The organism is Streptomyces sp. SAI-135, assembly GCF_029893805.1.
Taxonomy (GTDB): domain Bacteria; phylum Actinomycetota; class Actinomycetes; order Streptomycetales; family Streptomycetaceae; genus Streptomyces.
Genome location: NZ_JARXYP010000002.1, coordinates 6,058,677 through 6,082,703 on the forward strand (window position 1 = coordinate 6,058,677; position 24,027 = coordinate 6,082,703).

Below are 24,027 nucleotides of genomic sequence, written 5' to 3' on the forward strand. Positions count from 1 at the left end.
CTCGCTGGGCACGGGGGCCTGGGGGAGGGCAGGGGGCAGCACGAGCGCGCACGGCGTCGCGTCCACCGGCCCACTCCACGAGGCCCGGACGTCATGACACCCGGGCCGGTGTGGCACGGGCGTACTGTCGGCAGGTCCTCGGACTGACGCTCATGTGCGCTGATGCACGCATGAGTACACCGTTGCGGGACAGTTCCGGATTCGCACCGGATTCCCCTGCGGCGACAGCGAGCATGAGCATACATCTTGTGCCGGGTGCTGGAAGCAGCCCCATATGTTGTGTCGCGGTGACTTCAGAGCGTCAACTTGTAGGTGAGGAGCGTGAAGTCGTCACCGGGGATCGGGTGCCAGTCGCGTGCGGGGACGCGGGTGAATCCGAGACGCTCGTAGAGGCGGTGCGCGGTGTGCATGGTGGGCTGGGTGCACAGGACGAGGTCCGCGCCCGAGGCTGCCGCGCGGTCGACGCAGGCCCGCACGAGGGCCTGTCCCACGCCTTGGCCGCGGGCCTCGTGGGCTACGGCGAGCATGCGGATCTCGGCCTCTCCGGGGCGGGCGAGTTCGGCCAGGGGGCCGCCGGAGGGGACGTAGGTGACTCCGCCGAGGATCCGGCCGTTCCCTGTAGCTACCAGGACCTCTGAGGATTCCGCCCGCTTGGCCACGTTCTTGAGTTCGTGGAAGTACCAGTCGTCCTCGTCGCCGAAAGCGAGGAGGCCGTCGTTCAGGTAGGCCCTTGCCGTGATGTCGCCGAGGGGGTCGTAGTCGGTGGGTTCGGCGGGGCGGATCAGTATGTCCATGCAGGTGAGTGTGCACGAAAGCGGGCCGCCGAGAGTGGTTGCTCTCGGCGGCCCGCTGCCGGTTCGTCATGGCTGGTCGCGCCCACGCGGCGGACCCGCACATCGAAACAGCCCCGCGCCCCTGGAAGCCTCAGTGCGAGGTTCCCGCGGTTGCCGGGGGAAGTTCTACCTGGACCCCCGGGTCGCCCGCGTCCGCCGTGTAGTCCTCCGGGCTGGTCTCGTCGATGCCGTCCGGGGCCTTGGCGGCCTTCAGGACGAAGGTCAGGACCACCGTGACCAGGACGTTGAGCACGAACGCCGTCAGGCCGATGTAGCCGATCTCGCCGATGCCCGGGATCTCCTTGGCCGAGCCGCCGAAGTGCTTCTGGGTCGGGGAGGCGACCCCGTACGCGGCGACCGTGCCGTAGACCATGCCGACCGCCCAGCCGGCGAGCAGCGCCCAGCGGTGGAACCAGCGGGTGAACAGGCCGCCGACCAGGGCCGGGAAGGTCTGCAGGATCCAGATGCCGCCCAGCAGCTGGAAGTTGATCGCGACCGTCTTGTCCATCGTCAGGACGAAGACCAGGGCACCCACCTTCACCAGCAGGGACACCAGCTTGGAGACCTTCGTCTCCTGGGCGGGAGTGGCGTGCGGCTTGATGAAGTCCTTGTAGATGTTGCGGGTGAAGAGGTTCGCGGCCGCGATCGACATGATGGCCGCGGGGACCAGGGCTCCGATGCCGATCGCCGCGAAGGCCACGCCCGCGAACCAGTCCGGGAACATGTCCTCGAAGAGCTGCGGGATGGCCAGCTGCGGGTTGGTGACCTTGACCCCGGCCGCGATCGCCATGAAGCCGAGCAGGGCCAGCAGGCCGAGCATCAGCGAGTACAGCGGCAGGATCGTGGTGTTGCGGCGGATCACCTCACGGCTGCGGGAGGAGAGCGTCGCGGTGATCGAGTGCGGGTACATGAACAGCGCGAGCGCGGAGCCCAACGCCAGCGTGGCGTAGGTCCATTGGCCCGCCTCCAGCGGGACAAGGCCGCCCGCCTTGGCCGCCGTGTACTTCTCGCTCGCCGCGCCGAAGACGTCGTCGAAGCCGCCCAGCTTGATCGGGATGTAGATGATCGCCACCGCGATGACGATGTAGATCAGCGTGTCCTTCACGAATGCGATCAGCGCGGGGGCCCTGAGCCCGGAGGAGTACGTGTAGGCCGCGAGGACACCGAAGGCGATCAGCAGCGGGAGGTCCTTGACGAACCAGTTCGTGTCCTCGCCGCCGCCGACGCCCATGACGTCCAGGACCGCCTGGATGCCCACCAGTTGGAGCGCGATGTACGGCATGGTCGCGAGGATGCCGGTGACCGCCACGGCCAGCGACAGACCCTTCGAGCCGAAGCGGCCGCGCACGAAGTCCGAGGTGGTGACGTATCCGTGCTTGTGGCTGACCGACCACAGGCGGGGCAGGAACGTGAAGATCAGCGGGTACACCAGGATCGTGTACGGCACCGCGAAGAAGCCGGCCGCGCCCGCCGCGTAGATGGCCGCGGGCACCGCGACGAAGGTGTACGCCGTGTAGAGGTCGCCGCCGAGCAGGAACCAGGTGATCCAGGTGCCGAACGAGCGGCCGCCCAGGCCCCACTCGTCGAGGCTGTGCTCGTTCTCGGCCTTGCGCCAGCGCGCGGCCAGGAAGCCCATCACCGTGACGGCCAGGAAGAAGAGGATGAAGACGGTGAGAGCCACACCGTTGACGCCGTCGTTCACTTGGCACCTCCGCGACGGGCGCGCTGGTCACGCCGCCAGAGCTGGTACGCGACCATGGTCAGCGCGGTGGAGATCAGCACCCACAGCATCTGGTACCAGTAGAAGAACGGGATGCCGATGAACTCGGGGTCGACCTTGGCGTACGAGCCGACCCAGAGCATCGCCACGAACGGGGCGAGCAGGCAGAGGGCGATGACCACCCGTACCGGTGTCACCACCGGTGGTCTCACTTCAGGCGCATCCGACATTCCGTGACTCCGTCCCCTTGCTGATCACCTGTAACGCGCAGGCAATGTAGGTCACGGCGTCACGTGAGCGGAAGACCTCGTCCGCATATCGGTATGTCGATTCTGTGAAGCAGCGGGACCGGCATCAACAGCAGCGGAAGCCCTGGCGGGGGTCACCTTCCTGACGGGCCGTCCTCATCCGCTCGAACGCCCGCCGGGTCGGCACCGGCGCCTGCGGATGGTCCTTGCGCACATGGGCGACATAGCGGTCGTACGCCGACTCGTCGATCAGTTCGCGGACGTACCAGCGAACGGCCCTACACGCCCGTCGGAGCGACCGCATCACGTGCCTCCTCCTTCTCCGCGCGGGTCGGGACCAGCCCGGCCGGGGCCACGATCCTCGACTCGACGTACGGGGCCTCACTGAGCGTGGACAGGGCGGGACGGCGGACGTGGCGGACGCAGACCCGCAGCGCGTCCGCGATCACCACCACGATCAGCAGGGCGAGCACGGCCGTCAGGATGCCGTCGACCGTGGAGTTGGTGACCACGGTGTGCATGTCGTCCATGCTCTTGGCGGGCGGCAGCACCTTGCCGTCGTCGATGGCGTCCTGGAACACCGAACGCTGCTTGAAGAAGCCGACCTTGGGGTCGCTGGAGAACACCTTCTGGAAGCTGGCCGTGAGCGTGACGGTCGCGTCCCAGGCGAGCGGGACCCCGGTGATCCAGGCCCACTTGAGGCGCCCCGACTTCACCAGCAGGGTGGTGCAGACGGCCAGGGCGACCGCGGCGAGCAGCTGGTTGGAGATGCCGAAGATCGGGAAGAGCTGGTTGATCCCGCCGAGGGGTTCATGGACGCCGACCCACAGGAAGTAGCCCCACAGGGCGCAGACGAGCGCGCTGGTGAGAACGAGCCCCGGCTTCCAGCTGATGTTCCTGAACGGCCGGTAGACGTTCCCCAGCATGTCCTGGAGCATGAACCGGCCCACGCGTGTGCCGGCGTCCAGGGCGGTCAGGATGAACAGCGCCTCGAACATGATCGCGAAGTGGTACCAGAAGGCCCTCAGGCTCCCGCCGGTCACCTTGGAGAAGATCTCCGAGACGCCGACGGCGAGGGTCGGGGCGCCGCCGGTGCGCGAGAGCAGGCTCGACTCCTCGACGTTCTTCGCCGCCTGCGCGAGATCGGCGGGGGAGATGGAGTAGCCCCAACCGGTCACCACCTGCGAGGCGTTGTCCACCGTCGTGCCGATGACCCCGGCCGGCGCGTTCATCGCGAAGTACAGCCCCGGGTCGATGATGCTCGCCGCGACCAGCGCCATGATCGCGACCGACGACTCCATCAGCATGGAGCCGTAGCCGATCATCCGGACCTGCGTCTCCTTCTGGATCATCTTCGGCGTCGTACCGCTCGATATCAGGGCGTGGAAGCCGGACAGGGCCCCGCAGGCGATCGTGATGAAGACGAACGGGAACAGCGAGCCCGCGAACACCGGCCCGTCGCCGCGCGAGGCGAAGTCCGTCACCGCGTCCATCCGCAGCGTCGGCAGCGCGATGACGACCCCTAGGGCGAGCAGCGCGATCGTGCCGATCTTCATGAAGGTGGACAGGTAGTCGCGGGGAGCCAGGAGCATCCACACCGGCAGGATCGAGGCGATGAAGCCGTACGCCACCAGCCAGACGACCAGCGTCGAGGGCGCCAGGGTGAAGGTGGCGGCCCACGAGGACTCGGCGACCCAGCGGCCCGCGACCAGCGCGAGCAGCAGCAGTCCCACGCCGATGAGGGAGACCTCGGCGACCCGGCCGGGGCGCAGGACGCGCAGGTAGAAGCCCATCAGCAGGGCGATCGGGATCGTCATCGCGATGGAGAAGGTGCCCCAGGGTGAGGCCGCGAGGGCGTTGACGATGACCAGGGCCAGCACCCCGAGCAGGATGATCATGATGGCGAAGGCGGCGATCAGCGCGGCCGCGCCGCCGAACGGGCCGATCTCCTCGCGGGCCATCTGCCCGAGCGAACGGCCGTCGCGCCGCGTGGAGAAGAACAGCACCACCATGTCCTGGACCGCGCCGGCGAAGATGACGCCCGCGATGATCCAGATCGTGCCGGGCAGATACCCCATCTGCGCGGCGAGGACCGGGCCGACCAGCGGTCCCGCGCCGGCGATCGCGGCGAAGTGGTGGCCGAGCAGGACCCGGCGGTCGGTGGGGTGGAAGTCGATGCCGTTGTCGAGGCGTTCGGCCGGGGTGGCCCTGGTCCCGTCGACCTTCAGGACCTTGTGGGCGATGAACTTCGCGTAGAAGCGGTAGCCGATCGCGTACGACCCGAGGGCGGCCGCGACCATCCAGGCGGCGGAGACGTCCTCGCCCCGGGCGAGCGCGAGCACGGCCCAGCCGGTCGCGCCGACCAGGGCGACGAGGGTCCAGATGACGATGGTTCGGACGTTCGCGGTACGCACGGGGCGGTCCTCCCGTCCAGACGGAGTCGGGAGGACCGTAGAGCAGGATGCCTGCTTGCGCTACACCGCGTGCGGTACCGAAAGAGGCACTAGTCGACGGGCCGCTTCAGGCGGGCCACGAACTTGTACCGGTCGCCCCGGTACACCGACCGCACCCACTCCACCGGTTCGCCGGTCTTGTCGAACGAGTGCCGGGACAGCATCAGCATCGGCAGACCCACGTCGGTGCCGAGCAGTCCGGCCTCGCGCGGGGTGGCCAGCGAGGTCTCGATGGTCTCCTCGGCCTCGGCGAGATGGACGTCGTAGACCTCGGCCAGGGCCGTGTACAGCGACGTGTACTTGACGAGCGACCTGCGCAGGGCCGGGAAGCGCTTGGCGGACAGGTGGGTCGTCTCGATGGCCATCGGCTCGGCGTTCGCCATGCGCAGGCGCTCGATGCGCAGCACCCGGCCGCCGGCGGTGATGTCGAGGAGCTCGGCGAGCCGGTCGTCGGCGGTGATGTAGCCGATGTCCAGGAGCTGCGAGGTGGGTTCGAGACCCTGGGCGCGCATGTCCTCCGTGTAGGAGGTGAGTTGCAGCGCCTGCGAGACCTTCGGCTTGGCGACGAAGGTGCCCTTGCCCTGGATGCGCTCGAGCCGGCCCTCGACCACCAGTTCCTGAAGCGCCTGGCGCACGGTCGTGCGGGAGGTGTCGAACTCGGCGGCGAGCGTGCGCTCGGGCGGTACCGGCGTACCGGGCGACTGCGTCTCCGTCATGTCGAGCAGGTGCTTCTTCAGGCGGTAGTACTTGGGCACGCGCGCGGTACGGACGCCTGCCCCGCCCTCGGTCTCCGCACTGCTGACGTCGCTGCTCATGGTCTGCCTTCCCGGCTCCGGATGCGGGTCACATCGTGATCCCTTCTGTATACCGTCGCCACCTCTTTTGGTCTAGTCCACAGAGGTGAGTGGTATAGCGGACGAGAGTACTCCGCCGCCGCTGTTTTCGCTGCCTTCTTTACTAATGGTTCCTGCATATGTAGCTCGCATAACGGCTGGTCAGGGCCGTTTCGCACACTCTTGACAGGCCTCGTGGTCTGGTCCAAGCTCCCCCTACTGGTCTACACCATTGGTCCAGGTCCCGGCTCGTGGGCGGGAGGTGTGGGCATCCCTGAGGAGGGTGGCGTGAAGCGCAAGCTGGCAGCCGCGATCGGTATCGCGGGCATGATGGTCTCCGTCGCGGCGTGCGGTGGCAGCGACAGCGGAAGTTCGGACAACAGCGGCGCGGACGCCAAGGAGCTGACCGTCTGGCTCACCGTCGACGCCCAGAACAACTGGCCCGAGCTGGTGAAGGCCGCGGACGCCACGGTCCAGAAGAAGCACCCCGGCATCAAGATCAACCACGAGTACTACGGCTGGCCGGACAAGAACACCAAGCTCGACGCGGTCCTCGCCACCGACAAGGCCCCCGACGTCGTCGAGATGGGCAACACCGAGATGCTCGGCTACATGGTCAAGGGTGCCTTCGCGCCCCTCGACACCGCCAAGTTCACCAACTCCTCGGCCTGGCTCGACGGCCTCAAGGCCTCGGTGACCTACGACGGCAAGACCTACGGCGTCCCGTACTACGCGGGCGGCCGGGTCGGCAACTGGCGCAAGGACGTCTTCGCCTCGGTCGGCGTCAAGTCCGCCCCGAAGACCTACGCGGAGCTCACCGCCGCCCTGGACAAGGTCCAGAAGAAGGAGGGCGACAAGTTCTCCGCCTGGTACCAGCCCAGCCGTGATTGGTACGCGGCCATGTCCTTCGTCTACGACGCCGGCGGCTCCATCGCGGTCGAGTCGGGCGGCCAGTGGAAGGCCAACCTCTCCTCGCCGGAGTCCGTCAAGGGCCTCACCGAGTTCAAGAACGTCCTCGACAAGTACATGCACGGCGACAAGACCAAGGACGAGTCCGACCGCTACATCGTCTACGGCCAGGGCAAGTCCGGCATGATCTTCGGCGCGGCCTGGGAGGGCGCGACCTCCGCCGACCCGAAGAACGACAAGACCGGCAAGCTCAAGGACAACCTCGAGAACTTCGTGATGCCCGGTCCGTCCGGCAAGAACATGCCCGTCTTCCTGGGCGGTTCGGACCTCGCGGTCCCGGTGAAGTCGAAGGCGCAGACCGTCGCCGCCGAGTGGATCAACGCCTTCACCGGTCCCTCCGGCCAGAAGGGCCTGATGGCCAAGGGCAACCTGCCCAACAACAAGACCGACCTCGCCATCCTGAAGAACGACCCGGCGACCGCGGTCCCGGCCACCGCGGCCGAGTCCAACTGGTTCGTGCCCATGGCGCCCGGCTGGGGCCAGGTCGAGAAGGCGCAGGTCCTGCAGACCATGCTGCAGAACATCGGCACCGGCAAGAAGTCGGTCGAGGCCGCCGCGAAGGACGCGGACACCGCGATCGACAAGGTCATCAACACCAAGTGACCGCAGGCAGGGCCCCGTCGACGACGGCGGGGCCCTGCTTCCCGTACGGCCGTGCGGGCATCGCTTTCGTACGGCCGTACGGGCATCGCTTTCGTACGGCCGTACGGGTTCGCCGCGTACGACCAGAGGGACCGCTGAGGAGCGCGCCATGAGTGCCGCAGACACCACCACCCCCACCGAGGTGCCGCCGCCGATGCCGGTACCGCCGCCGCCCCGGCCGGCCGCACCGGGCAGAAAGCGGGCCTTCAGCGCCACCCCCTGGCTGCTGCTCGCCCCCTGTCTGCTGATCCTGGTGCTGGTCCTCGGCTATCCGATGGTCCGTCTGGTCGGGCTGTCCTTCCAGAAGTTCGGCCAGTCCCAGCTGTGGGGCTTCCAGCCGGCCGAGTGGGTCGGCTTCGACAACTTCACCGGCGTGCTGGACGACGGCGAGTTCTGGGCGGTCGTCGTCCGGACCGTCGTCTTCGCGGCCGGCTGCGTCATCTTCACGATGGTCGCGGGCATGCTGATCGCCCTGCTGCTCCAGCGGGTCTCCGGCTGGGTGAAGACCCTCGTCAACATCGCCCTGGTGGCCAGCTGGGGCATGCCGATCATCGTCGCCACCACGGTCTTCAAATGGCTGTTCGATGCGGACTACGGCATCCTCAACGCCCTGCTCAGCAAGCTGCCCGGCGTCGAGATGATCGGCCACAACTGGTTCGCCAGCGGGCCGCAGGGGCTGGCGGTGATCATGCTGCTCGTGGTGTGGGGCGCGGTGCCCTTCGTCGTCATCACGCTCAGCGCCGGACTCACCCAGGTCCCGGCCGAGCTGGAGGAGGCGGCCCGGCTGGACGGCGCGAGCGCCTGGGGCGTGTTCCGGTACGTCACCGTGCCCGTCCTCAAGCCGATCATCGTGATGCTCACGACCCTGTCGGTCATCTGGGACATGGGCGTCTTCCCGCAGGTGTTCGTGATGCGCAACGGTCATCCCGAGCAGGAGTTCCAGCTCCTGACCACCTACTCCTACGACCGCGCCTTCGTGGTCAACGACTACGCGCAGGGCTCCGCGATCGCCCTGATCACCGTGGTGCTGCTGCTCGGGGTCGTCGCCGTCTACATGCGTCAGATGCTGAAGATCGGAGAGGTCGAATGAGCGCGCTCGCCCCGGCCGGCGGCCGTCGCCGCGGCAAGTCCAAGGCCGGCTGGAACCTCCTCGGCCTCCTCGTCTTCCTGACGGCAGGCTTCCCCGTCTACTGGATGCTCAACACGGCGTTCAAACCGGCGAAGGACGCGATCGACCCGGACCCGAGCCTGCTGCCGACCGGCATCACGTTCTCCAACTTCAGCCGCGCGCTGGACATCGCCGACTTCTGGGGCCCGGTCGGCCGCAGCCTGGTCGTCTCCCTGGCGGTCGTCGCGATCGGCATCGTCGTCGGCACGCTCGGCGCCCTCGCCATCTCCCGGTTCTCCTTCCGCGGCCGGAAGATCGTGATCGTGGGCATCCTGGCGGTCCAGATGGTCCCGCTCGTCGCGATGATCATCCCGGTCTTCCTGCTCCTGAACGACCTCGACCAGTACGACAAGCTGTCGGGCCTGATCATCACGTACCTGACCTTCATCCTGCCCTTCACGGTGTGGACGCTGCGCGGCTTCATCGTCAACATCCCCAAGGAGCTGGAGGAGGCGGCCATGGTCGACGGCTGTTCCCCCACCGGCGCCTTCATGCGGGTGGTGTTCCCGCTGCTGGCCCCCGGCATGGTCGCCACCTCGGTCTACGGCTTCATCCAGGCCTGGAACGAGTACCTGTACGCCCTCATGCTGCTCAGCCAGAAGAACCAGACCGCGACCGTCTGGCTCGGCAACTTCACCACCAAACACGGTACCGAATACGCCCCGATGATGGCCGGTTCCACCATGATGGCCGTGCCGATCGTGGTCCTCTTCCTCCTCGTCCAGCGCAAGATGGCCGCGGGTCTCACCGCGGGCGCCGTGAAGGGATAACGCCCCCGATGACGACATTCGCCAGCGGCACCGACACGCTCACCCGCGATGCGCTGACCGTCCTCCAGCCCGGCTTCACCGGCACCACCGCCCCCGACTGGCTGCTGCGCCGCCTCGGCGAGGGCCTCGCCTCGGTCGGCCTGTTCGGCCGCAACATCGCCTCGCCGGAGCAACTGGCCGCACTGACGGCCCAGTTGCGTGCCGAACGCGACGACGTCCTGGTCGCCATCGACGAGGAGGGCGGTGATGTGACCCGTCTGGAGGTGCGCACCGGATCGTCCTTCCCCGGCAACCACGCCCTCGGCGCGGTGGACGACCTGGAACTGACGCGGCAGGTGGCCGCGGAGCTCGGCCGCCGCCTGGCGGCCTGCGGGGTCAACCTCAACTGGGCCCCGTCGGCCGACGTGAACTCCAACCCGTCCAACCCGGTGATCGGGGTCCGCTCCTTCGGCGCCTCCGCGGACCTGGCCGCCCGGCACACGGCGGCCTACGTCACGGGGCTGCAGTCGGCGGGCGTCGCCGCCTGCACCAAGCACTTCCCGGGCCACGGCGACACCGCGATCGACTCCCACCACGCCCTGCCGCGCATCGACGTGGACGAGTCGGTGCTCCTGGAACGGGAGCTGCGGCCCTTCCGCGCCGCCATCGCCGCCGGCACCCGCGCGGTGATGACCGCCCACATCCTGGTCCCCGCCCTGGACCCGGACCGTCCGGCGACGCTGTCCCCCAAGGTGCTGACCGACCTGCTCCGCCGCGAGCTCGGCTACACCGGCCTCATCGTCACCGACGGCATGGAGATGCAGGCCATCGCCGGCACCTACGGCATCGAACGCGGCAGCGTCCTGGCCGTCGCCGCCGGCGCCGACGCGATCTGCGTGGGCGGTGGCCTCGCCGACGACGAGACGGTACGGCGCCTGCGGGACGCCCTGGTCTCGGCGGTCCGCGCGGGCGAGCTCCCCGAGGAGCGGCTCGCCCAGGCGGCGGAACGCGTGCGCACGCTCGCCCACTGGACGACGGCCGGCGCGGCCGGAGCCCAGCCGCCGGCCGACGAGGAGGTGGGACTGCGCGCGGCCCGCAGGGCGCTGCGCATCACCGGCGCGGACGGCTTCACCCCCCTCACCACAGCGCCCTACGTCGCCGCCTTCACCCCGGTCGCCAACGTGGCCGTCGGCGACGAGACGCCCTGGGGCGTCGCCGCCGAACTCGCCCGCGTGCTCCCCGGCACGGAGACGGGCAGTTTCGCCGGCGAGGACGCGGGCCTCGCCACTCTGGCCGCGGCCGGCCCCCGCCGCATCGTGGTCGTGGTCCGCGACGAACACCGCCACCCCTGGATGGGAGCGGCCCTGGACACCGTCCTGCGCACCCGCCCCGACACGATCGTGATCGAGATGGGCCTCCCCCAGGCTCCCGCCCGGGGCATCCTGCACATCGCGACCCACGGCGCGGCAAGGGTCTGCGGCAGGGCGGCGGCGGAGGTCATCGTGGGGGAGTAGTGCTGCGACACGACAGGTGCCGGTTCCTTTCGAGGGAACCGGCACCTGTTCTCGTCAGGGCCGCGGGGAACTGCGCGACCGGCCACGACGCACCCGCACTCCGCAGACGGCAGGACCCGGCAGACGAAACCGCCCTCAGATCCCCTGCCAGTCCGGCTTGTTGACATAGGTGTGCCGGAAGTAGTCGGCAAGCTTCAGCTTGGAAGCCGCCCCCTCGTCCACCACCACCGTCGCATGCGGATGCAACTGAAGGGCCGAGGCGGGGCACACCGCGGCAACCGGCCCCTCCACCGTCGCCGCCACCGCGTCCGCCTTCCCCTCACCGGTCGCCAGCAGCACCAGATGCCGAGCCTCGAGAATCGTCCCGATGCCCTGCGTGATGACGTGGTGCGGGACCTGCGAGATGTCGCCCTCGAAGAAGCGCGCGTTGTCCACCCGGGTCTGCTCGGTCAGCGTCTTGATCCGGGTCCGCGAGGCCAGCGAGGAGCACGGCTCGTTGAACCCGATGTGCCCGTCCGTCCCGATCCCGAGCAGTTGCAGGTCCACGCCCCCGGCGTCGGCCAGCGCCGAGTCGTACGCCTGGCAGGCACCGGTGATGTCCCGGGCCGTCCCGTCCGGGCCCATGAAGGAGGCCATCGGTATCCCCAGCGGCTCCAGCACCTCCCGCCGCAGCACCGAACGGTAGGACTCCGGGTGCTCGGCCGGCAGCCCCACGTACTCGTCGAGCTGGGCTATCCGCGCCCGGGAGGCGTCCACGGCACCGGAGCGCACCTTCGCGGCCAGGGCCTCGTAGATGGGCAGCGGGGTGGAGCCGGTCGCCACGCCGAGCAGGGCGTCGGGCTTGCGCCGGAGCAGCTGGGCCATGGCCTCGGCGATGAGCTCGCCACCCGCCTTGGCATCCGGAACGATGACAACTTCCACGCTGGGCCTGCCGATCTGAGGAAACGGTCTGATCTGTAGCAACGGTCTGAACGGAGAGGGCTCGACCGGACCCCGGTACGGCCCATGTGGTTTAGACCAATCTAACAGAATCGGGTGCCCCGGCCCAGGTCCCGGAAGGCCGTCGCCGCGCCACCTCCCGGACAGGTGCCATTTCGCGCGCGGCAGCGCAACGGGGAGTGAAATAGGGCCATGACCACCGTCACCACAGCCGACTCCCAGGGCGAACTCCCCGGCAGGATCATGGCCCGCGAGATGGCCGAACAGCCCGCTGTCCTGCGCCGCATCCTGGACGAGGGCGCCCCCGCCATCCGCGAGGCAGCCCGGTCGATCGCCGCCCGCGCTCCCCGCTTCGTCCTGCTCACGGCCCGTGGCACCTCCGACAACGCGGCCCTCTATGCCAAGTACCTCCTCGAAGTCCGCCTCGGCCTGCCCTGCGGCCTGACCTCCATGTCGACGACCACCGCCTACGGCGCCCGCCCCGACCTCACCGACGTCCTCGTCGTCACCGTCAGCCAGTCCGGCGGCTCCCCGGACCTGGTGGCCTCCACCCGGGCCGCCCGCGAGGCCGGCGCCATCACCCTCGCGGTGACCAACAACCCCGACTCCCCGCTGGCCGGTGTCTCCGAGTACCACATCGACATCATGGCCGGACCGGAGAAGGCCCTCCCCGCGACCAAGACCTACACCGCCTCGCTCCTCGCCCTGTATCTCTTCGTCGAGGGTCTGCGCGGCGGCGACGGGGCACCCGCCCGGGCGCTGCCGGACCTGGCCGCCGGACTGCTCGCCCGCCAGGACGAGGTCCGCGCCCTCGCCGCCCGCTACCGCTTCGCCGAGCGGATGGTCATCACCTCCCGCGGCTACGGCTATCCCACCGCCAAGGAAGCAGCGCTCAAGCTGATGGAGACCAGCTACATCCCGGCCCTCGCCTACTCCGGCGCCGATCTCCTCCACGGCCCCCTCGCCATGGTCGACAACGTCTCGCCCGTCATCGCGGTCGTCACCGACGGCAAGGGCGGAGAGGCCCTCCAGCCTGTCCTCGACCGACTGCGCGGCCGGGGTGCGGACCTGGTCGTGGTAGGTCCCCGGAGCCAGGTCGAACAGGCCTCGGCCGGCTTCGTCCTGCCCACCGACGACGTGGCCGAGGAGGTCCAGCCCGTCCTGGAGATCATCCCCCTCCAGCTGCTGGCCTACGAGGTCACCGTCGCCCGCGGTCAGGACCCGGACGCGCCGCGCGCCCTGGCGAAGGTGACAGAGACCCACTGACGGGCCGGACGGAGCCGCCGACCCGACGGCCCCCGCGGACACACCCATGCCGACACCCCCTCCGCATTGCCTAATAATCGCTACAAAAACAACGTACGGGACGCGCCGCCTTTTCTCTAGCATCCGCTATACAATTCACTCCATGGTGAGCAGCCGCGAGACGAAAGCGCAGGTCACGTCCACCGCCCCGTCATCCAGACCACGCGGTCGCCCCCGCTCCTTCGACCGCGAGACCGCGCTGGAGAAGGCGATCCTGGCCTTCTGGGAGCAGGGGTACGAGGCCACGTCCGTCTCCGACCTCACTCGTGTGATGGACATCGGCGCCCCGAGCCTGTACGCCGCCTTCGGCGACAAGCGCACGCTCTTCGAGGAGGTCGTGAGCGTGTACGGCGACCGCTACGCCGCCTTCGCCGACCGCGCCCTGGCCGAGGAGCCCACCGCCCGCGCCGCCGTCGCACGGACCCTGCGCGAGGCCGCCCGCGCCTACACGGACCCCGACCGCCCGCACGGCTGCCTCATCGCCCACGCGGCCACCAACTGCACGACCCCCGAGGTCGCCACGTCCCTGCGGGACCGGCGCAACGCCCTGATCTCCGCCTTGGAGAGCCGCATCCGGGCCGGTATCGCCGCAGGTGAACTGCCCTCCGGCACCGACGCCCGCGCACTGGCCCGGCACAGCGGCGCGATCGTGCACGGCATGTCCCAGCAGGCGCGCGACGGCGCGAGCCGACAGGAGTTGGAGGCTGTCGCGGAAATTGCCATGGCCATCTGGCCCCGCACATGAACCCACACGCGTTAGGCTGCGTGTGGGTTGTTAGGGCGTCCGAGTAAGTGCCCCCCGCGAGGGAAAGGCCCAACAACAAACAGGGTCCAACGCATGGACACACCTGGTGGTCTAGTCCACAATTGAACCGTGACTTCCGTCTTCCCCGCACAGGAAGGCGGACCGAGGAACCGGAGCTCTCTGCCCTGACTGCCCCGGGTCCTCATCTCGGCCGACCGGGACCGCACACCCCACGGCCGATATTGCTCCGGGCTGCGGTGCCGGGAAGGTTGAGGGTCCTTCCCAGGCGCCGCGGCCCGCGGGTGTCTCTGGGCACGGTGTTTTTAGGTCACCCACATACCCCCAGGTACGCTCACATGCGTGCCCTCCATGAACGAACTGGTCCGCCAGCACACCGCCCTCGACGACTCCGACCTCGAGTGGCTGCATCTGCTGGTCTCGGAGTGGCAGTTGCTCTCCGACCTCTCCTTCGCCGACCTCGTCCTGTGGGTCCCCACCCTGGACGGCACCCGCTATGTCTCCGTCGCCCAGATGCGGCCCAACACCGGCCCCACCTCCTACCAGGACGACATGGTCGGCCATCTCGTCCCCCGTGGCCGCCGCCCGCTGCTGGACGTGGCGCTCGACGAGGGCCGGATCGTGCGCGAGGGCGACCCGGAGTGGCGCGAGGAGGTCCCGGTCCGCGTCGAGTCGATCCCGGTGCGACGGGAGGGGCGCGTCCTCGGTGTCATCGCCCGCAACACCAACCTGCTGACCGTCCGCACCCCGAGCCGTCTCGAACTGACCTATCTGCAGAGCGCGTCCGACCTGGCCCAGATGATCGCGGCCGGCTCCTTCCCGTTCCCCAACCAGCAGATGGACATGGACGCGGCCCCGCGCGTCGGCGACGGCCTGATCCGCCTCGACGGGGACGGGATCGTGCAGTACGCCTCCCCGAACGCCCTCTCCGCCTACCACCGCATGGGCCTCGCCTCCGACCTGGTCGGCCAGCACCTCGGCCGTACCACCGCCGAACTCGCCCCCACCCGCGGTCCGGTGGACGAGGCGCTCGCCAAGGTCGCCAGCGGCTGGGCGCCCCGGGAGTTCGAGATCGAGGCGCACGACGGGGTCATCCAGTTCCGGGCGATCCCGCTCAAACCCAAGGGCATCCGCATCGGTTCACTGGTCCTGCTGCGGGACGTGACCGAACTGCGGCGCCGTGAGCGCGAGTTGATCACCAAGGACGCGACCATCCGGGAGATCCACCACCGGGTGAAGAACAACCTCCAGACGGTGGCGGCCCTGCTCCGCCTCCAGGCCCGGCGTATCGAGTCCGACCGCGGTCGCGAGGCCCTCGAAGAGGCTGTCCGCCGCGTCGGCTCCATCGCCATCGTTCACGAGACGCTGTCTCAGAACCTGGACGAGCGCGTGGAGTTCGACGAGATCGCGGACCGGGTGCTCGCCATGGTCGCCGAGATCTCGCCGGGCAAGGTCACCGGCCGGCGCAGTGGACGCTTCGGCATCCTGGACGCCGAGGTCGCCACCCCGCTGTCCATGGTCCTCACCGAAATCCTCCAGAACGCTCTGGAGCACGGCTTCCGCGAGGGCGAGACCGGCACGGTCGAGGTCTCGGCCGTCCGCGGCGGCACCACCAAGGAGGCCCGCCTCCTCGTGACCGTCCAGGACGACGGCGTCGGTCTGCCCGAGGGCTTCGACCCGCACACCGCGGGCAACCTGGGCCTGCAGATCGTACGCACGCTGGTGGAGGGGGAGTTGGGCGGTACGTTCGACATGGTCCCGGCACCGGAGGGCGGCACCCGCGTCATCCTCGACGTGCCCGTGCAGGCGCAGAAGTAGGCCGCACCCGGTCCGGGGTGCGGGGGGCGGGGGCGGCGGGGCGCAGCAAAAAGCCCCGGACCGTTCAGGGGTCCGGGGCTCACATGCTCGTTGCCAGCGTGTGCTGCGCATCGGGGGTACTGCGCGCTGCGGCTCGGGGGCGGGAGAAGCGTACGCGGTGTACGCGCCGCCAAGCTCAGGCTGTGCGGGGCGGGTGTGTCAGGCGGAGGCCTGACGGGCCCGGTTGCGGGCGGCACGGCGCTTCATGGCGCGACGCTCGTCCTCGCTGAGACCACCCCAGACGCCGGAGTCCTGGCCGGACTCGAGCGCCCACTGCAGACACTGATCCATAACGGGGCAGCGACGGCAGACGGCCTTGGCTTCCTCGATCTGCAGCAGCGCAGGACCGGTGTTGCCGATGGGGAAGAAGAGCTCGGGGTCTTCCTCGCGGCAAACGGCGTTGTGACGCCAGTCCATGGCTGCTACCTCTCCTTGGTATTACGTGCAAGTTGCTTGTGAATGTGAACGCTTTCACGAATCCCTCAACAAGTGAAGGGCCGATCGCCGAGTCTTCCTCGGCGTGGTCCTGTGGATTGAAGAGGGGTTCCGGTGGTCTGTGGACGCCGGTGTTGCGGGCTGTCCCGACCGCCACGTAGAGACTCGCAAACCTCAGCGGCGGATACAACCCCTTCTGGAAAGTTTTTTTTGATTCCTCGGTGTCGACTAGGTCACAGCCGTACTTCCATGGGGTGGACCCTGGCCTAAACGTTCGAGTGAAAGGACTTTAGCCCCTTCTGCTCACACAATCACACGCAGTGCACGGCGTACGCCTGTGAACGTCACGCTCGTACGCAGCCCGAGGTGGTCGCCGTCCATCTGGAGGGGCAGAGGCACCTTCGAATGCAAGGTGAACTGGTCCAGGTCGTGCAGGGAGACCGCGTGCTTGCCATGGGGGCCACGCTCGGGGGACGAAGTGAGCAACTGGGTGCCATATCGGGCGATCGCGGTCGTCGTCATCCGGCTGAGACCGAGTACGTCGAGGCCTTTATCGAACGAGGCCTTAGGCGACGCGTACATCGGGTGATTGCCCAGGAAGGTCCACGGAGAGGTGTTCGAGACTATGGAAAGGACCAGATCGGTCACCGGCTCCGCATCCGGACGTTCCACGGTGATCGTGCCGTGCCGGCGGTGCGCCTCGCCGAAGAACTGGCGCAGGGCCTGGCGGACGTAGAGAGCGTGTGTGGATTTCCGGCCGCGCTCGCGATGCTGCTCCACGCGGCCGACCACACCGGCGTCGAATCCGAGTCCCGCGTTGAAGGTGAACCAGCGTCCCGGCACGGCTTCGTCCTCGGTGCCGGGCGTGCCCGAGGTCAGCCCCAGGCCGACCGTCCGCTCCCTGCCCTCGCGCAGGGCGTCCAGGAGGGCACCGGTGGCCTCGACGGCGTCGTTGGGCAGTCCGAGGGCACGGGCGAAGACGTTGGTGGAGCCGCCGGGAACCACGGCGAGGCCGGGCAGGTGCTCGGGATCGGGGCCGGCGTGCAGGAGGCCGTTGACCACCTCGTTGACGGTGCCGTCGCCGCCCAGGGCCACGACCAGGTCGATGTCCTTGCTCTCCGCCGCCTGCCGGCCCAGGTCGCGCGCGTGGCCGCGGTACTCGGTGGTGACCGCTTCGAGTTTCATCTCGCTCGCGAGCGCGTGGATCAGGACATCGCGCGTACGTGCGCTTGTAGTGGTTGCCGCCGGATTGACCACGAGAAGTGCACGCATGGGTTGCAGCGTACCTACTGGGTGGTACCGGGCACAGGTCGAGGTAGGGGTCACGTAAGACTTCGGTGCGTGAACCTTGCCACGGGGGCGCGGGGCAACCCGCGCGCGGGAGTGTGCGTTGCCCGCGCCTCACGGCGGCGGCTCCAGGGGCGAGGGCTACCCTTCAGGGGTGAGCAGCGAGCAGACCCCCACCACCCCCGAGACCGCCGGTCCGCGCCCCCGGCGCCTGACGTACGCCGCCGCCCTGACCGCGCTGGAAGGGCTCGCGCTCGTCGTGGGAGGCGTCTGGATGCTCGTGGAGGGCCTGGCCGGCGACCCGGACGACCGGCAGTCGGCCGTCACCGGGGGCATCACACTGATCGTCCTCGCCCTGCTGCCGCTCCTCGCCGCCCGTGGGCTGCTCGCGCGGCGCAGCTGGAGCCGGGGCCCGGCCGTCATCACCCAGATCATGGCCCTGCCCGTCGCCTACAACCTCCTCCAGGCCGACAGCGTGGCGATCCCGGCGGGCATCGCCCTCGCGGTCGTCGCGGTGGCCGCGCTGATCCTCCTGATCAACCCGGCGACCACCCAGGCCCTCGGGATCAGGGGGCCGGGACGGGCACAGGACGGCAAGCAGTAGCCGTACGCCGGAGCCGCGGCGCCCGATCTGCGGCCGAGGCGGCCTGCCGTCGTCCCGGGACCTGAGCGGGTGCGCCGGATCCGGCTGGGCAGGCCGGGTCGGCCTACTCCTCCACCAGCAGCTTCTCCCGGAGCTGGGCCAGAGTGCGGGCCAGGAGACGGGAGACGTGCATCTGGGAGATGCCCACCTCCTGCGCGATCTGCGACTGGGTCATGTTGCCGAAGAAGCGGAGGAGAAGGATTCGCTTCTCGCGCGGAGGCAGGTCCTCCAGGAGCGGCTTCAGCGACTCCCGGTACTCCACGCCCTCCAGCGCCTCGTCCTCCGCGCCGAGGGTGTCCGCCACCGCCGGGGACTCGTCGTCCGTGTCGGGAACGTCCAGGGACAGCGTGGAGTACGCGTTGGCGGACTCCAGGCCCTCCAGGACCTCCTCCTCCGAGATGCCCAGCTTCTCGGCCAGTTCATGAACCGTGGGGGAGCGGCCGTGCAGCTGGGAGAGCTCCGCCGTCGCCGTGGTGAGCGCGAGACGCAGCTCCTGGAGCCTGCGCGGGACGCGGACCGCCCAGCCCTTGTCGCGGAAGTGGCGCTTGATCTCTCCGACGACCGTGGGAGTCGCGTACGTCGAGAACTCGACGCCGCGGTCCGGGTCGAACCGGTCGACCGACTTGATCAGGCCGATCGTGGCGACCTGGGTGAGGTCGTCCAGCGGCTCACCGCGGTTGCGGAAGCGGCGCGCGAGGTGCTCGACGAGCGGCAGGTGCATCCGGACCAGCTGGTTGCGCAGCTCCGCGTACTCCGGGCTGCCGTCCTTCAGCGCCCGCAGCTCGACGAAAAGGGCGCGTGCCCCGCTGCGGTCCTGTGGATCGTGCCGCGGGACCGGCGTGTTGTTCGCGCCCGCCGCGCCGTCCTCTGCGTTTCGCTCGTGCTCGCTCATCGTCCCGCCCGTCGCCCTTCCACGAGCCCTCGCCTCCGTCGGCACAGGGACGACCCCGGCCGGCCCTGCCGGAGGCGCACCCTGCACGGCACCCTTCCGATCACGCTGCCCGTCGTCCAGGAAGCCGGTCGCCGTCGTGTCGACGACGTCCTCCTCCGGATGAGGCCGGGCCTGCTCGGGGATGCCGTCGATGCCGGCCGCCATGCGACGGGATCCGCCGGGGCCGTCGTCACCCAGGCTGTCGGCGCCGCTCGGGCAGGGAGGACGGTGTCCGTCCTCGGCCGGCAGCTCCCGTGTGCCGCGCTCTTCGTCCCGCACCGGCCCGTCCCCGTTCCTCACGCCGGCCCGGGTCCCGCGCCGCGCTGTTTGTAGAGGCTGATCGAAACGGTCTTGTCCTCGTCCACGGCCGACGAGACCTTGCCCGCGAGGGCCGAGAGAACGGTCCAGGCGAAGGTGTCCCGTGACGGTGCGTGACCGTCCGTGGTCGGGGCCGAGACGGTGACCTCCAGCGAGTCGTCGACGAGCCGGAAGACACAGCTGAGCACCGAGCCGGGCACGGCCTGCTGGAGCAGGATCGCGCAGGCCTCGTCCACCGCGATGCGCAGGTCCTCGATCTCGTCGAGGGTGAAGTCCAAACGGGCTGCGAGGCCGGCCGTGGCCGTCCGCAGCACCGACAGGTAGGCACCCGCGGCCGGCAGCCGGACTTCCACGAAGTCCTGGGTCGCGGGCTCGCCTGCGATCTGGGACACCCTCACCTCCAAGGTGGTACAAGCTTTACGGGGGCCGAGGGTCGCCCCCCGGAGTAACGCGACGTGTGGTTCAGCGGTGACGCTACCGCGCTCTCGACTTTCCTGTCCCCGGGACCCCAACCCCTTGCCGTCACTCACAGTAAAACTGTGGACACGCTCCGTGTCTAGGGGTTTGCGGCTCCAATTGGGAAGAACGCGCGCCGGGTTGACGTACCCAGACGTCAGACGGTCGAACCGTCCTGGAACCCGAGGGTCCAGGGTCACACAAGGACATGGTCGACGAAGCACCAACGCCAGTTCTCACCTGGCTCGTGGGTCCGCATGATCGGGTGGTCGGAGTCCTTGTGGTGCTTCGTCGCGTGTTGTCCCGGCGAGGAGTCGCAGCAGCCGACGTGACCGCAGGACAGGCACAGGCGCAGTTGTACCGGGTGGGTACCGTCCCTCAGGCACTCCGGGCACGTCTCGCTGAGCGGCTCGGGCTCCGGGTGCGGCAGCGCGTCGGCGTGCGTGCACTGTTTCATGATTGCCAGGTTACGACGGCCGCGCGGGCGGCCGCGCGGAAAAAGAGGGCGGGCGCACGACGATGGACGAGGGCGGGCGAGGGTCATGGACGTGATGCCACTGCTGTTGCTGGTGGCGGGAAGCGCGGCGATCGCCGCGGCCGCCCGGCGCACCCCCGTACCGGCGCCCCTTCTGCTGGTCGCCGCCGGACTGCTGGTCTCCTACGTGCCCGGGGTCCCCGAGTACACGCTCGATCCGGAGGTGGTCCTGCCCCTCATCCTGCCGCCGCTGCTGCACACCGCGGCCACCGACAGCTCCTATCTCGACCTCCGGGCCCAGATGCGGCCCGTGGCGCTGCTGTCGGTGGGATACGTGCTCTTCGCGACCTTCGTCGTCGGCTGGGCGGCGTACCAAATCGTGCCGGGCCTCTCGCTGACCGGGGCGCTCGTTCTGGGTGCGGTGGTGGCGCCGCCGGACGCGGTCGCGGCGACGGCGGTGGCACGCCGCGTGGGGCTGCCCTCGCGGATCACGACCATCCTGCAGGGCGAGTCCCTGGTGAACGACGCCACCGCGATCACCGCCTACCGGGTCGCGCTCGCGGCCGCGGTCGGCGAGGGCGCCACCTGGGCCGGCGGCATCGGCGAGTTCCTGCTCGCCGCGGTCGGCGGGGTCGCGGTCGGCCTGGTGCTGATGGTGCCCATCCACTGGCTGCGCACGCACCTGAAGGAACCGCTGCTCCAGAACACGCTCTCCCTGCTGATCCCGTTCGTCGCCTACGCGGCGGCCGAGCAGTTCCACGCCTCCGGAGTGCTTGCGGTCGTCGTGGTGGCCCTCTTCCTCGGACACCGCGCGTGGGAGGTCGACTTCGCGACGCGCCTCCAGGAGGACGCCGTCTGGAAGATGGTCGCCTTCGTCCTGGAGTCGTCGGTCTTCGCCCTCATCGGGCTGCAACTGCCCGTCGTGCTCAGGGGCCTCGGGGAGTACGAGGGCGGCAGCGCGGTCTGGTACGCGATCGCCGTCTTCCTCGTGGTCGTCGTGTCGAGGTTCGTGTGGGTCTATCCGGCGACCTTCCTGCCGCGCATGCTGTCCGCGCGGATCCGCGGGCGTGAGGACAACCCCACCTGGAAGGGGCCGTTCGTCATCGCCTGGGCCGGGATGCGGGGCGTGGTCTCGCTGGCGATCGCCTTCTCGATCCCGGAGCACCTGCACGACGGCGAGCCGTTCGAGGGGCGCAACCTGATCCTCTTCCTCACCTTCACGACGGTCATCGGCACCCTCGTCGTCCAGGGCGTCACCCTGCCCCCGCTGATCCGCATGCTGAAGCTTCCCGGACGCGACCAGCAGGCCGAGACGCTCGCCGAGGCCAACGCCCAGGCGCAGGCCTCGCGGGCCGCCGAACGGCGCCTGGACGAACTCCTCTCCGACGAGCGCAACGCCCTCCCGCCGCCCCTCGCCGACCGGCTGCGCATGGTCCTGGAGCGCCGCCGCAACGCCGTCTGGGAACGCCTCGGCCAGTCCAACCCCCTCACCGGCGAGACCGTGGACGACACCTACCGCCGGCTGTCCCGGGAGATGATCGGCGCCGAGCGCTCGGTGTTCGTGAAGCTGCGGGACCTGCGCTACATCGACGACGAGATGCTGCGGACCCTGCTGCGCAGACTGGATTTGGAGGAGGCGGCGGCCTATCGGGAGGCGGCCGAGTAGGGCGGGCGGAGCTCAGGGGAAGGGGCGGCCCGTGACCACCGCCGCGAGCGTCGACCCGCGCGGGAAGGCGCCCTCCTCGGCGAGGGCGACCAGTCCATAGAGCAACTTGGCGACATAGAGACGTTCCACGGGGACGCCGTGGCGGTCCTCGAAGTCCGTTGCGAAGGCGTCCAGTTCGGGTGTGGTGCGGGCGTAGCCGCCGAAGTGGAAGCGGTCGTCGAGTGTCCAGTCGCCGCGGCGGGCGCCGAAGGCGAGGTGTTGCAGGGACTCTGTGTCGCGGTGCAGGAAGCCGCCCTTGAGGACGGGAACGCCCAGGCAGCGCTGGCCGGGGGCGAGTCCGGCCGCGAGGCCCGCCAGGGTGCCGCCGGTGCCGCAGGCGATCGCGACCACGTCCGCCTGACCGGCGAGCTCCTCGCCGAGCGCGCGGCAGCCGCGTACCGCGAGCGCGTTGGTGCCGCCCTCCGGGACGACGTACGCGTCCTCGGCGTCCGCCGCGCGCAGCACGCGCGCGAGGTCGTCCGGTTCGGACTTGCGGCGGTACGTCGACCGGTCGACGAAGTGCAGTCGCATGCCGTCGGCCGCGCACCGGGTCAGGGAGGGGTTCAGGGGGCGGCCGGCGAGTTCGTCACCGCGGACCACGCCGACCGTGGGCAGGCCCAGGAGGCGGCCCGCGGCGGCCGTGGCGCGCAGATGGTTGGAGTACGCGCCGCCGAAGGTGACGACCGCACGGCCGGCCGCCGCGGTGAGGTTCGGCGCGAGCTTGCGCCACTTGTTGCCGATGAGCTCCGGGTGGATCAGGTCGTCGCGCTTGAGGAGGAGGCGCAGGCCGTACCGGGCGAAGCGGGGGTCCGACAGCTCCTGCAAGGGCGAGGGCAGACGGGGGCGCAGGGTGTCGAGGCCGGTCACGCCCTCATTGTGACCTGCGGGGTCACTTCAGGCGCTCCCGGATCCGGCCCCGCAGCCAGGCCATCGTGAAGCCCCGCGGGTCCACCTTGCCCGGCTGCCACTCCAGATGGCCGATGACCGACCGTTCCGTCCAGCCGTGGTGGCGGCACACCGCCGCGGAGACCCGCTCGATCGCCGTGAGCTGGGCCGCGGGCCAGGGATCCTCGCCGTCACCGAGGTTCTCGCACTCGAAGCCGTAGAAGTGGCGGTTGCCGTCGGTGTTGGCCTCGTTGTCGAGGGGGAGCGCCTTCTCCGCGATGACCGCGCGCAGGACGTCGTCGTCGCCGAGACCTGCGTGGTTGGCGCGGCCGTAACCGACCAGGTGGACGGTGCCGTCCTTGGTGATGACCCCGTGGCACAGCGGGCCGGGCAGGCCGGTGTAGCCCTTGCGGCACAGCTCCACCGTCGCCGCGGCGCCCTTGGTCACCGTGTGGTGGATCATCACGCCGTGCACCGGGCCCCAGGCGCCGACGTGGTTGCGGTTGTGGTGCTCCCAGTCGCCGACCTCGACGACGGTGGCGCCCTCCGCCCGCAGCACGGCCAGGAATCTGCCCGCGGACATGGGTGAGGCCATGACTGCCTCCTTCGCACTGCGTGCCGGCCGCCGACCGCGGCCGGCCCCTACCCCTGCTTGTACCGAAAGCGGCCCGCTCCGACTCCTGCTTCGCACAGCGTGCGAGCCGATTCGGACACGCAAATTCCGGTCCTGCCACGGGAGCTGACTGGACGTCAGCGGATAGGAACCGCGCATATGCCCAGCCTCGTGGTGATCCATTCCCGCTCTTTCGGGTAATAGCACCGCCACGCTCCGTGAGGAAGGCTTGCTCCTGCACATCAATGCCCGGGGGCAGATCGCGTCCGGGCATGTACCGGGAGGG

General features: G+C 69.6%; 23 protein-coding genes and 1 riboswitch. Of the genes, 9 read left to right on the forward strand and 14 right to left on the reverse strand.

Annotation, left to right across the window (positions count from 1 at the left end; all coding sequences use genetic code 11):
- Positions 1–133 precede the first annotated feature (133 nt).
- Positions 134–216: riboswitch (cobalamin riboswitch) on the reverse strand.
- 77 nt (positions 217–293) lie between these two features.
- The 6 genes from M2163_RS32080 to M2163_RS32105 all read right to left on the reverse strand — a co-directional run bounded on the left by M2163_RS32080 (position 294) and on the right by M2163_RS32105 (position 6,069).
- Positions 294–794, reverse strand: coding sequence for a GNAT family N-acetyltransferase (locus M2163_RS32080; RefSeq protein WP_280895709.1), 501 nt, complete (start codon positions 792–794; stop codon positions 294–296).
- 130 nt (positions 795–924) lie between these two features.
- A complete protein-coding gene (locus tag M2163_RS32085; RefSeq protein WP_280849411.1) occupies positions 925–2,535 on the reverse strand; it encodes a sodium:solute symporter family protein in 1,611 nt (536 codons plus the stop codon).
- Complete coding sequence (locus M2163_RS32090) at positions 2,532–2,783, reverse strand: DUF3311 domain-containing protein (protein WP_280849410.1); 252 nt, start codon at positions 2,781–2,783, stop codon at positions 2,532–2,534. The genes M2163_RS32085 and M2163_RS32090 overlap by 4 nt, the downstream gene beginning before the upstream one ends.
- A gap of 124 nt (positions 2,784–2,907) precedes the next feature.
- The gene (locus M2163_RS32095; RefSeq protein WP_280895710.1) at positions 2,908–3,105 is read right to left on the reverse strand and encodes a YbdD/YjiX family protein; all 198 of its coding nucleotides are present in this window, start codon (positions 3,103–3,105) and stop codon (positions 2,908–2,910) included.
- Positions 3,080–5,215: a carbon starvation CstA family protein gene (locus M2163_RS32100; RefSeq protein ID WP_280849409.1), complete on the reverse strand. Its 2,136-nt coding sequence runs from the start codon at positions 5,213–5,215 to the stop codon at positions 3,080–3,082. The genes M2163_RS32095 and M2163_RS32100 overlap by 26 nt, the downstream gene beginning before the upstream one ends.
- Positions 5,216–5,304: 89 nt before the next feature.
- A complete protein-coding gene (locus M2163_RS32105) occupies positions 5,305–6,069 on the reverse strand; it encodes a GntR family transcriptional regulator (RefSeq protein WP_053847903.1) in 765 nt (254 codons plus the stop codon).
- Positions 6,070–6,375: 306 nt separating this feature from the next.
- On the opposite strand from M2163_RS32105, the gene M2163_RS32110 reads away from it, so the two are divergent.
- The 4 genes from M2163_RS32110 to M2163_RS32125 all read left to right on the forward strand — a co-directional run bounded on the left by M2163_RS32110 (position 6,376) and on the right by M2163_RS32125 (position 11,129).
- Positions 6,376–7,659: an extracellular solute-binding protein gene (locus M2163_RS32110; RefSeq protein WP_280895711.1), complete on the forward strand. Its 1,284-nt coding sequence runs from the start codon at positions 6,376–6,378 to the stop codon at positions 7,657–7,659.
- 148 nt (positions 7,660–7,807) lie between these two features.
- Positions 7,808–8,788, forward strand: a complete 981-nt coding sequence (locus M2163_RS32115; RefSeq protein ID WP_280849407.1) for a sugar ABC transporter permease — start codon at positions 7,808–7,810, stop codon at positions 8,786–8,788.
- The gene (locus M2163_RS32120) at positions 8,785–9,636 is read left to right on the forward strand and encodes a carbohydrate ABC transporter permease (protein WP_280849406.1); all 852 of its coding nucleotides are present in this window, start codon (positions 8,785–8,787) and stop codon (positions 9,634–9,636) included. The genes M2163_RS32115 and M2163_RS32120 overlap by 4 nt, the downstream gene beginning before the upstream one ends.
- 8 nt (positions 9,637–9,644) lie before the next feature.
- A complete protein-coding gene (locus tag M2163_RS32125) occupies positions 9,645–11,129 on the forward strand; it encodes a glycoside hydrolase family 3 protein (RefSeq protein ID WP_280895712.1) in 1,485 nt (494 codons plus the stop codon).
- A gap of 135 nt (positions 11,130–11,264) precedes the next feature.
- Here M2163_RS32125 and nagB read toward each other — a convergent pair whose 3' ends face one another.
- A complete protein-coding gene (gene nagB / locus M2163_RS32130; protein ID WP_280849404.1) occupies positions 11,265–12,050 on the reverse strand; it encodes a glucosamine-6-phosphate deaminase in 786 nt (261 codons plus the stop codon).
- A gap of 210 nt (positions 12,051–12,260) precedes the next feature.
- Between nagB and M2163_RS32135 the strand changes: the two genes are divergently transcribed.
- From M2163_RS32135 to M2163_RS32145, 3 genes are all read left to right on the forward strand, one after another.
- Positions 12,261–13,334, forward strand: a complete 1,074-nt coding sequence (locus M2163_RS32135; RefSeq protein ID WP_280895713.1) for an SIS domain-containing protein — start codon at positions 12,261–12,263, stop codon at positions 13,332–13,334.
- 142 nt (positions 13,335–13,476) lie between these two features.
- On the forward strand, positions 13,477–14,118 hold the full coding sequence (locus M2163_RS32140; RefSeq protein WP_280895714.1) for a TetR/AcrR family transcriptional regulator: 642 nt from the start codon (positions 13,477–13,479) through the stop codon (positions 14,116–14,118).
- Between the two features lie 369 nt (positions 14,119–14,487).
- On the forward strand, positions 14,488–15,954 hold the full coding sequence (locus M2163_RS32145) for a PAS domain-containing sensor histidine kinase (protein ID WP_280854096.1): 1,467 nt from the start codon (positions 14,488–14,490) through the stop codon (positions 15,952–15,954).
- Between the two features lie 198 nt (positions 15,955–16,152).
- Here the strand turns inward: M2163_RS32145 and M2163_RS32150 are convergent, their stop codons facing one another.
- Positions 16,153–16,410 carry a WhiB family transcriptional regulator gene (locus tag M2163_RS32150; RefSeq protein WP_006142322.1) on the reverse strand — a complete coding sequence of 86 codons (258 nt, stop codon included), beginning with the start codon at positions 16,408–16,410 and terminating at the stop codon, positions 16,153–16,155.
- 321 nt (positions 16,411–16,731) lie between these two features.
- Positions 16,732–17,700 carry a diacylglycerol kinase family protein gene (locus M2163_RS32155; RefSeq protein WP_280849401.1) on the reverse strand — a complete coding sequence of 323 codons (969 nt, stop codon included), beginning with the start codon at positions 17,698–17,700 and terminating at the stop codon, positions 16,732–16,734.
- 169 nt (positions 17,701–17,869) lie between these two features.
- Here M2163_RS32155 and M2163_RS32160 point away from each other — a divergent pair, with 169 nt between their 5' ends.
- Positions 17,870–18,319 (forward strand): hypothetical protein, encoded by a 450-nt coding sequence (locus M2163_RS32160; protein WP_280849400.1) that lies wholly within the window; start codon positions 17,870–17,872, stop codon positions 18,317–18,319.
- A gap of 103 nt (positions 18,320–18,422) precedes the next feature.
- Here the strand turns inward: M2163_RS32160 and M2163_RS32165 are convergent, their stop codons facing one another.
- The 3 genes from M2163_RS32165 to M2163_RS32175 all read right to left on the reverse strand — a co-directional run bounded on the left by M2163_RS32165 (position 18,423) and on the right by M2163_RS32175 (position 20,520).
- Positions 18,423–19,568: an RNA polymerase sigma factor SigF gene (locus M2163_RS32165; protein WP_280849399.1), complete on the reverse strand. Its 1,146-nt coding sequence runs from the start codon at positions 19,566–19,568 to the stop codon at positions 18,423–18,425.
- Positions 19,569–19,585: 17 nt separating this feature from the next.
- A complete protein-coding gene (locus M2163_RS32170; protein WP_004925829.1) occupies positions 19,586–19,999 on the reverse strand; it encodes an anti-sigma regulatory factor in 414 nt (137 codons plus the stop codon).
- Between the two features lie 260 nt (positions 20,000–20,259).
- Positions 20,260–20,520: a UBP-type zinc finger domain-containing protein gene (locus M2163_RS32175; protein WP_037712043.1), complete on the reverse strand. Its 261-nt coding sequence runs from the start codon at positions 20,518–20,520 to the stop codon at positions 20,260–20,262.
- A gap of 85 nt (positions 20,521–20,605) precedes the next feature.
- Here M2163_RS32175 and M2163_RS32180 point away from each other — a divergent pair, with 85 nt between their 5' ends.
- Positions 20,606–22,204, forward strand: coding sequence for a Na+/H+ antiporter (locus M2163_RS32180; RefSeq protein WP_280895715.1), 1,599 nt, complete (start codon positions 20,606–20,608; stop codon positions 22,202–22,204).
- Positions 22,205–22,216: 12 nt separating this feature from the next.
- On the opposite strand, the gene M2163_RS32185 is transcribed toward M2163_RS32180, so the two are convergent.
- Together M2163_RS32185 and M2163_RS32190 are read right to left on the reverse strand one after the other, a co-directional pair.
- A complete protein-coding gene (locus M2163_RS32185; RefSeq protein ID WP_280895716.1) occupies positions 22,217–23,110 on the reverse strand; it encodes a pyridoxal-phosphate dependent enzyme in 894 nt (297 codons plus the stop codon).
- Positions 23,111–23,132: 22 nt separating this feature from the next.
- Positions 23,133–23,723: an N-acetylmuramoyl-L-alanine amidase gene (locus M2163_RS32190; protein ID WP_280849396.1), complete on the reverse strand. Its 591-nt coding sequence runs from the start codon at positions 23,721–23,723 to the stop codon at positions 23,133–23,135.
- Positions 23,724–24,027: the final 304 nt, after the last annotated feature.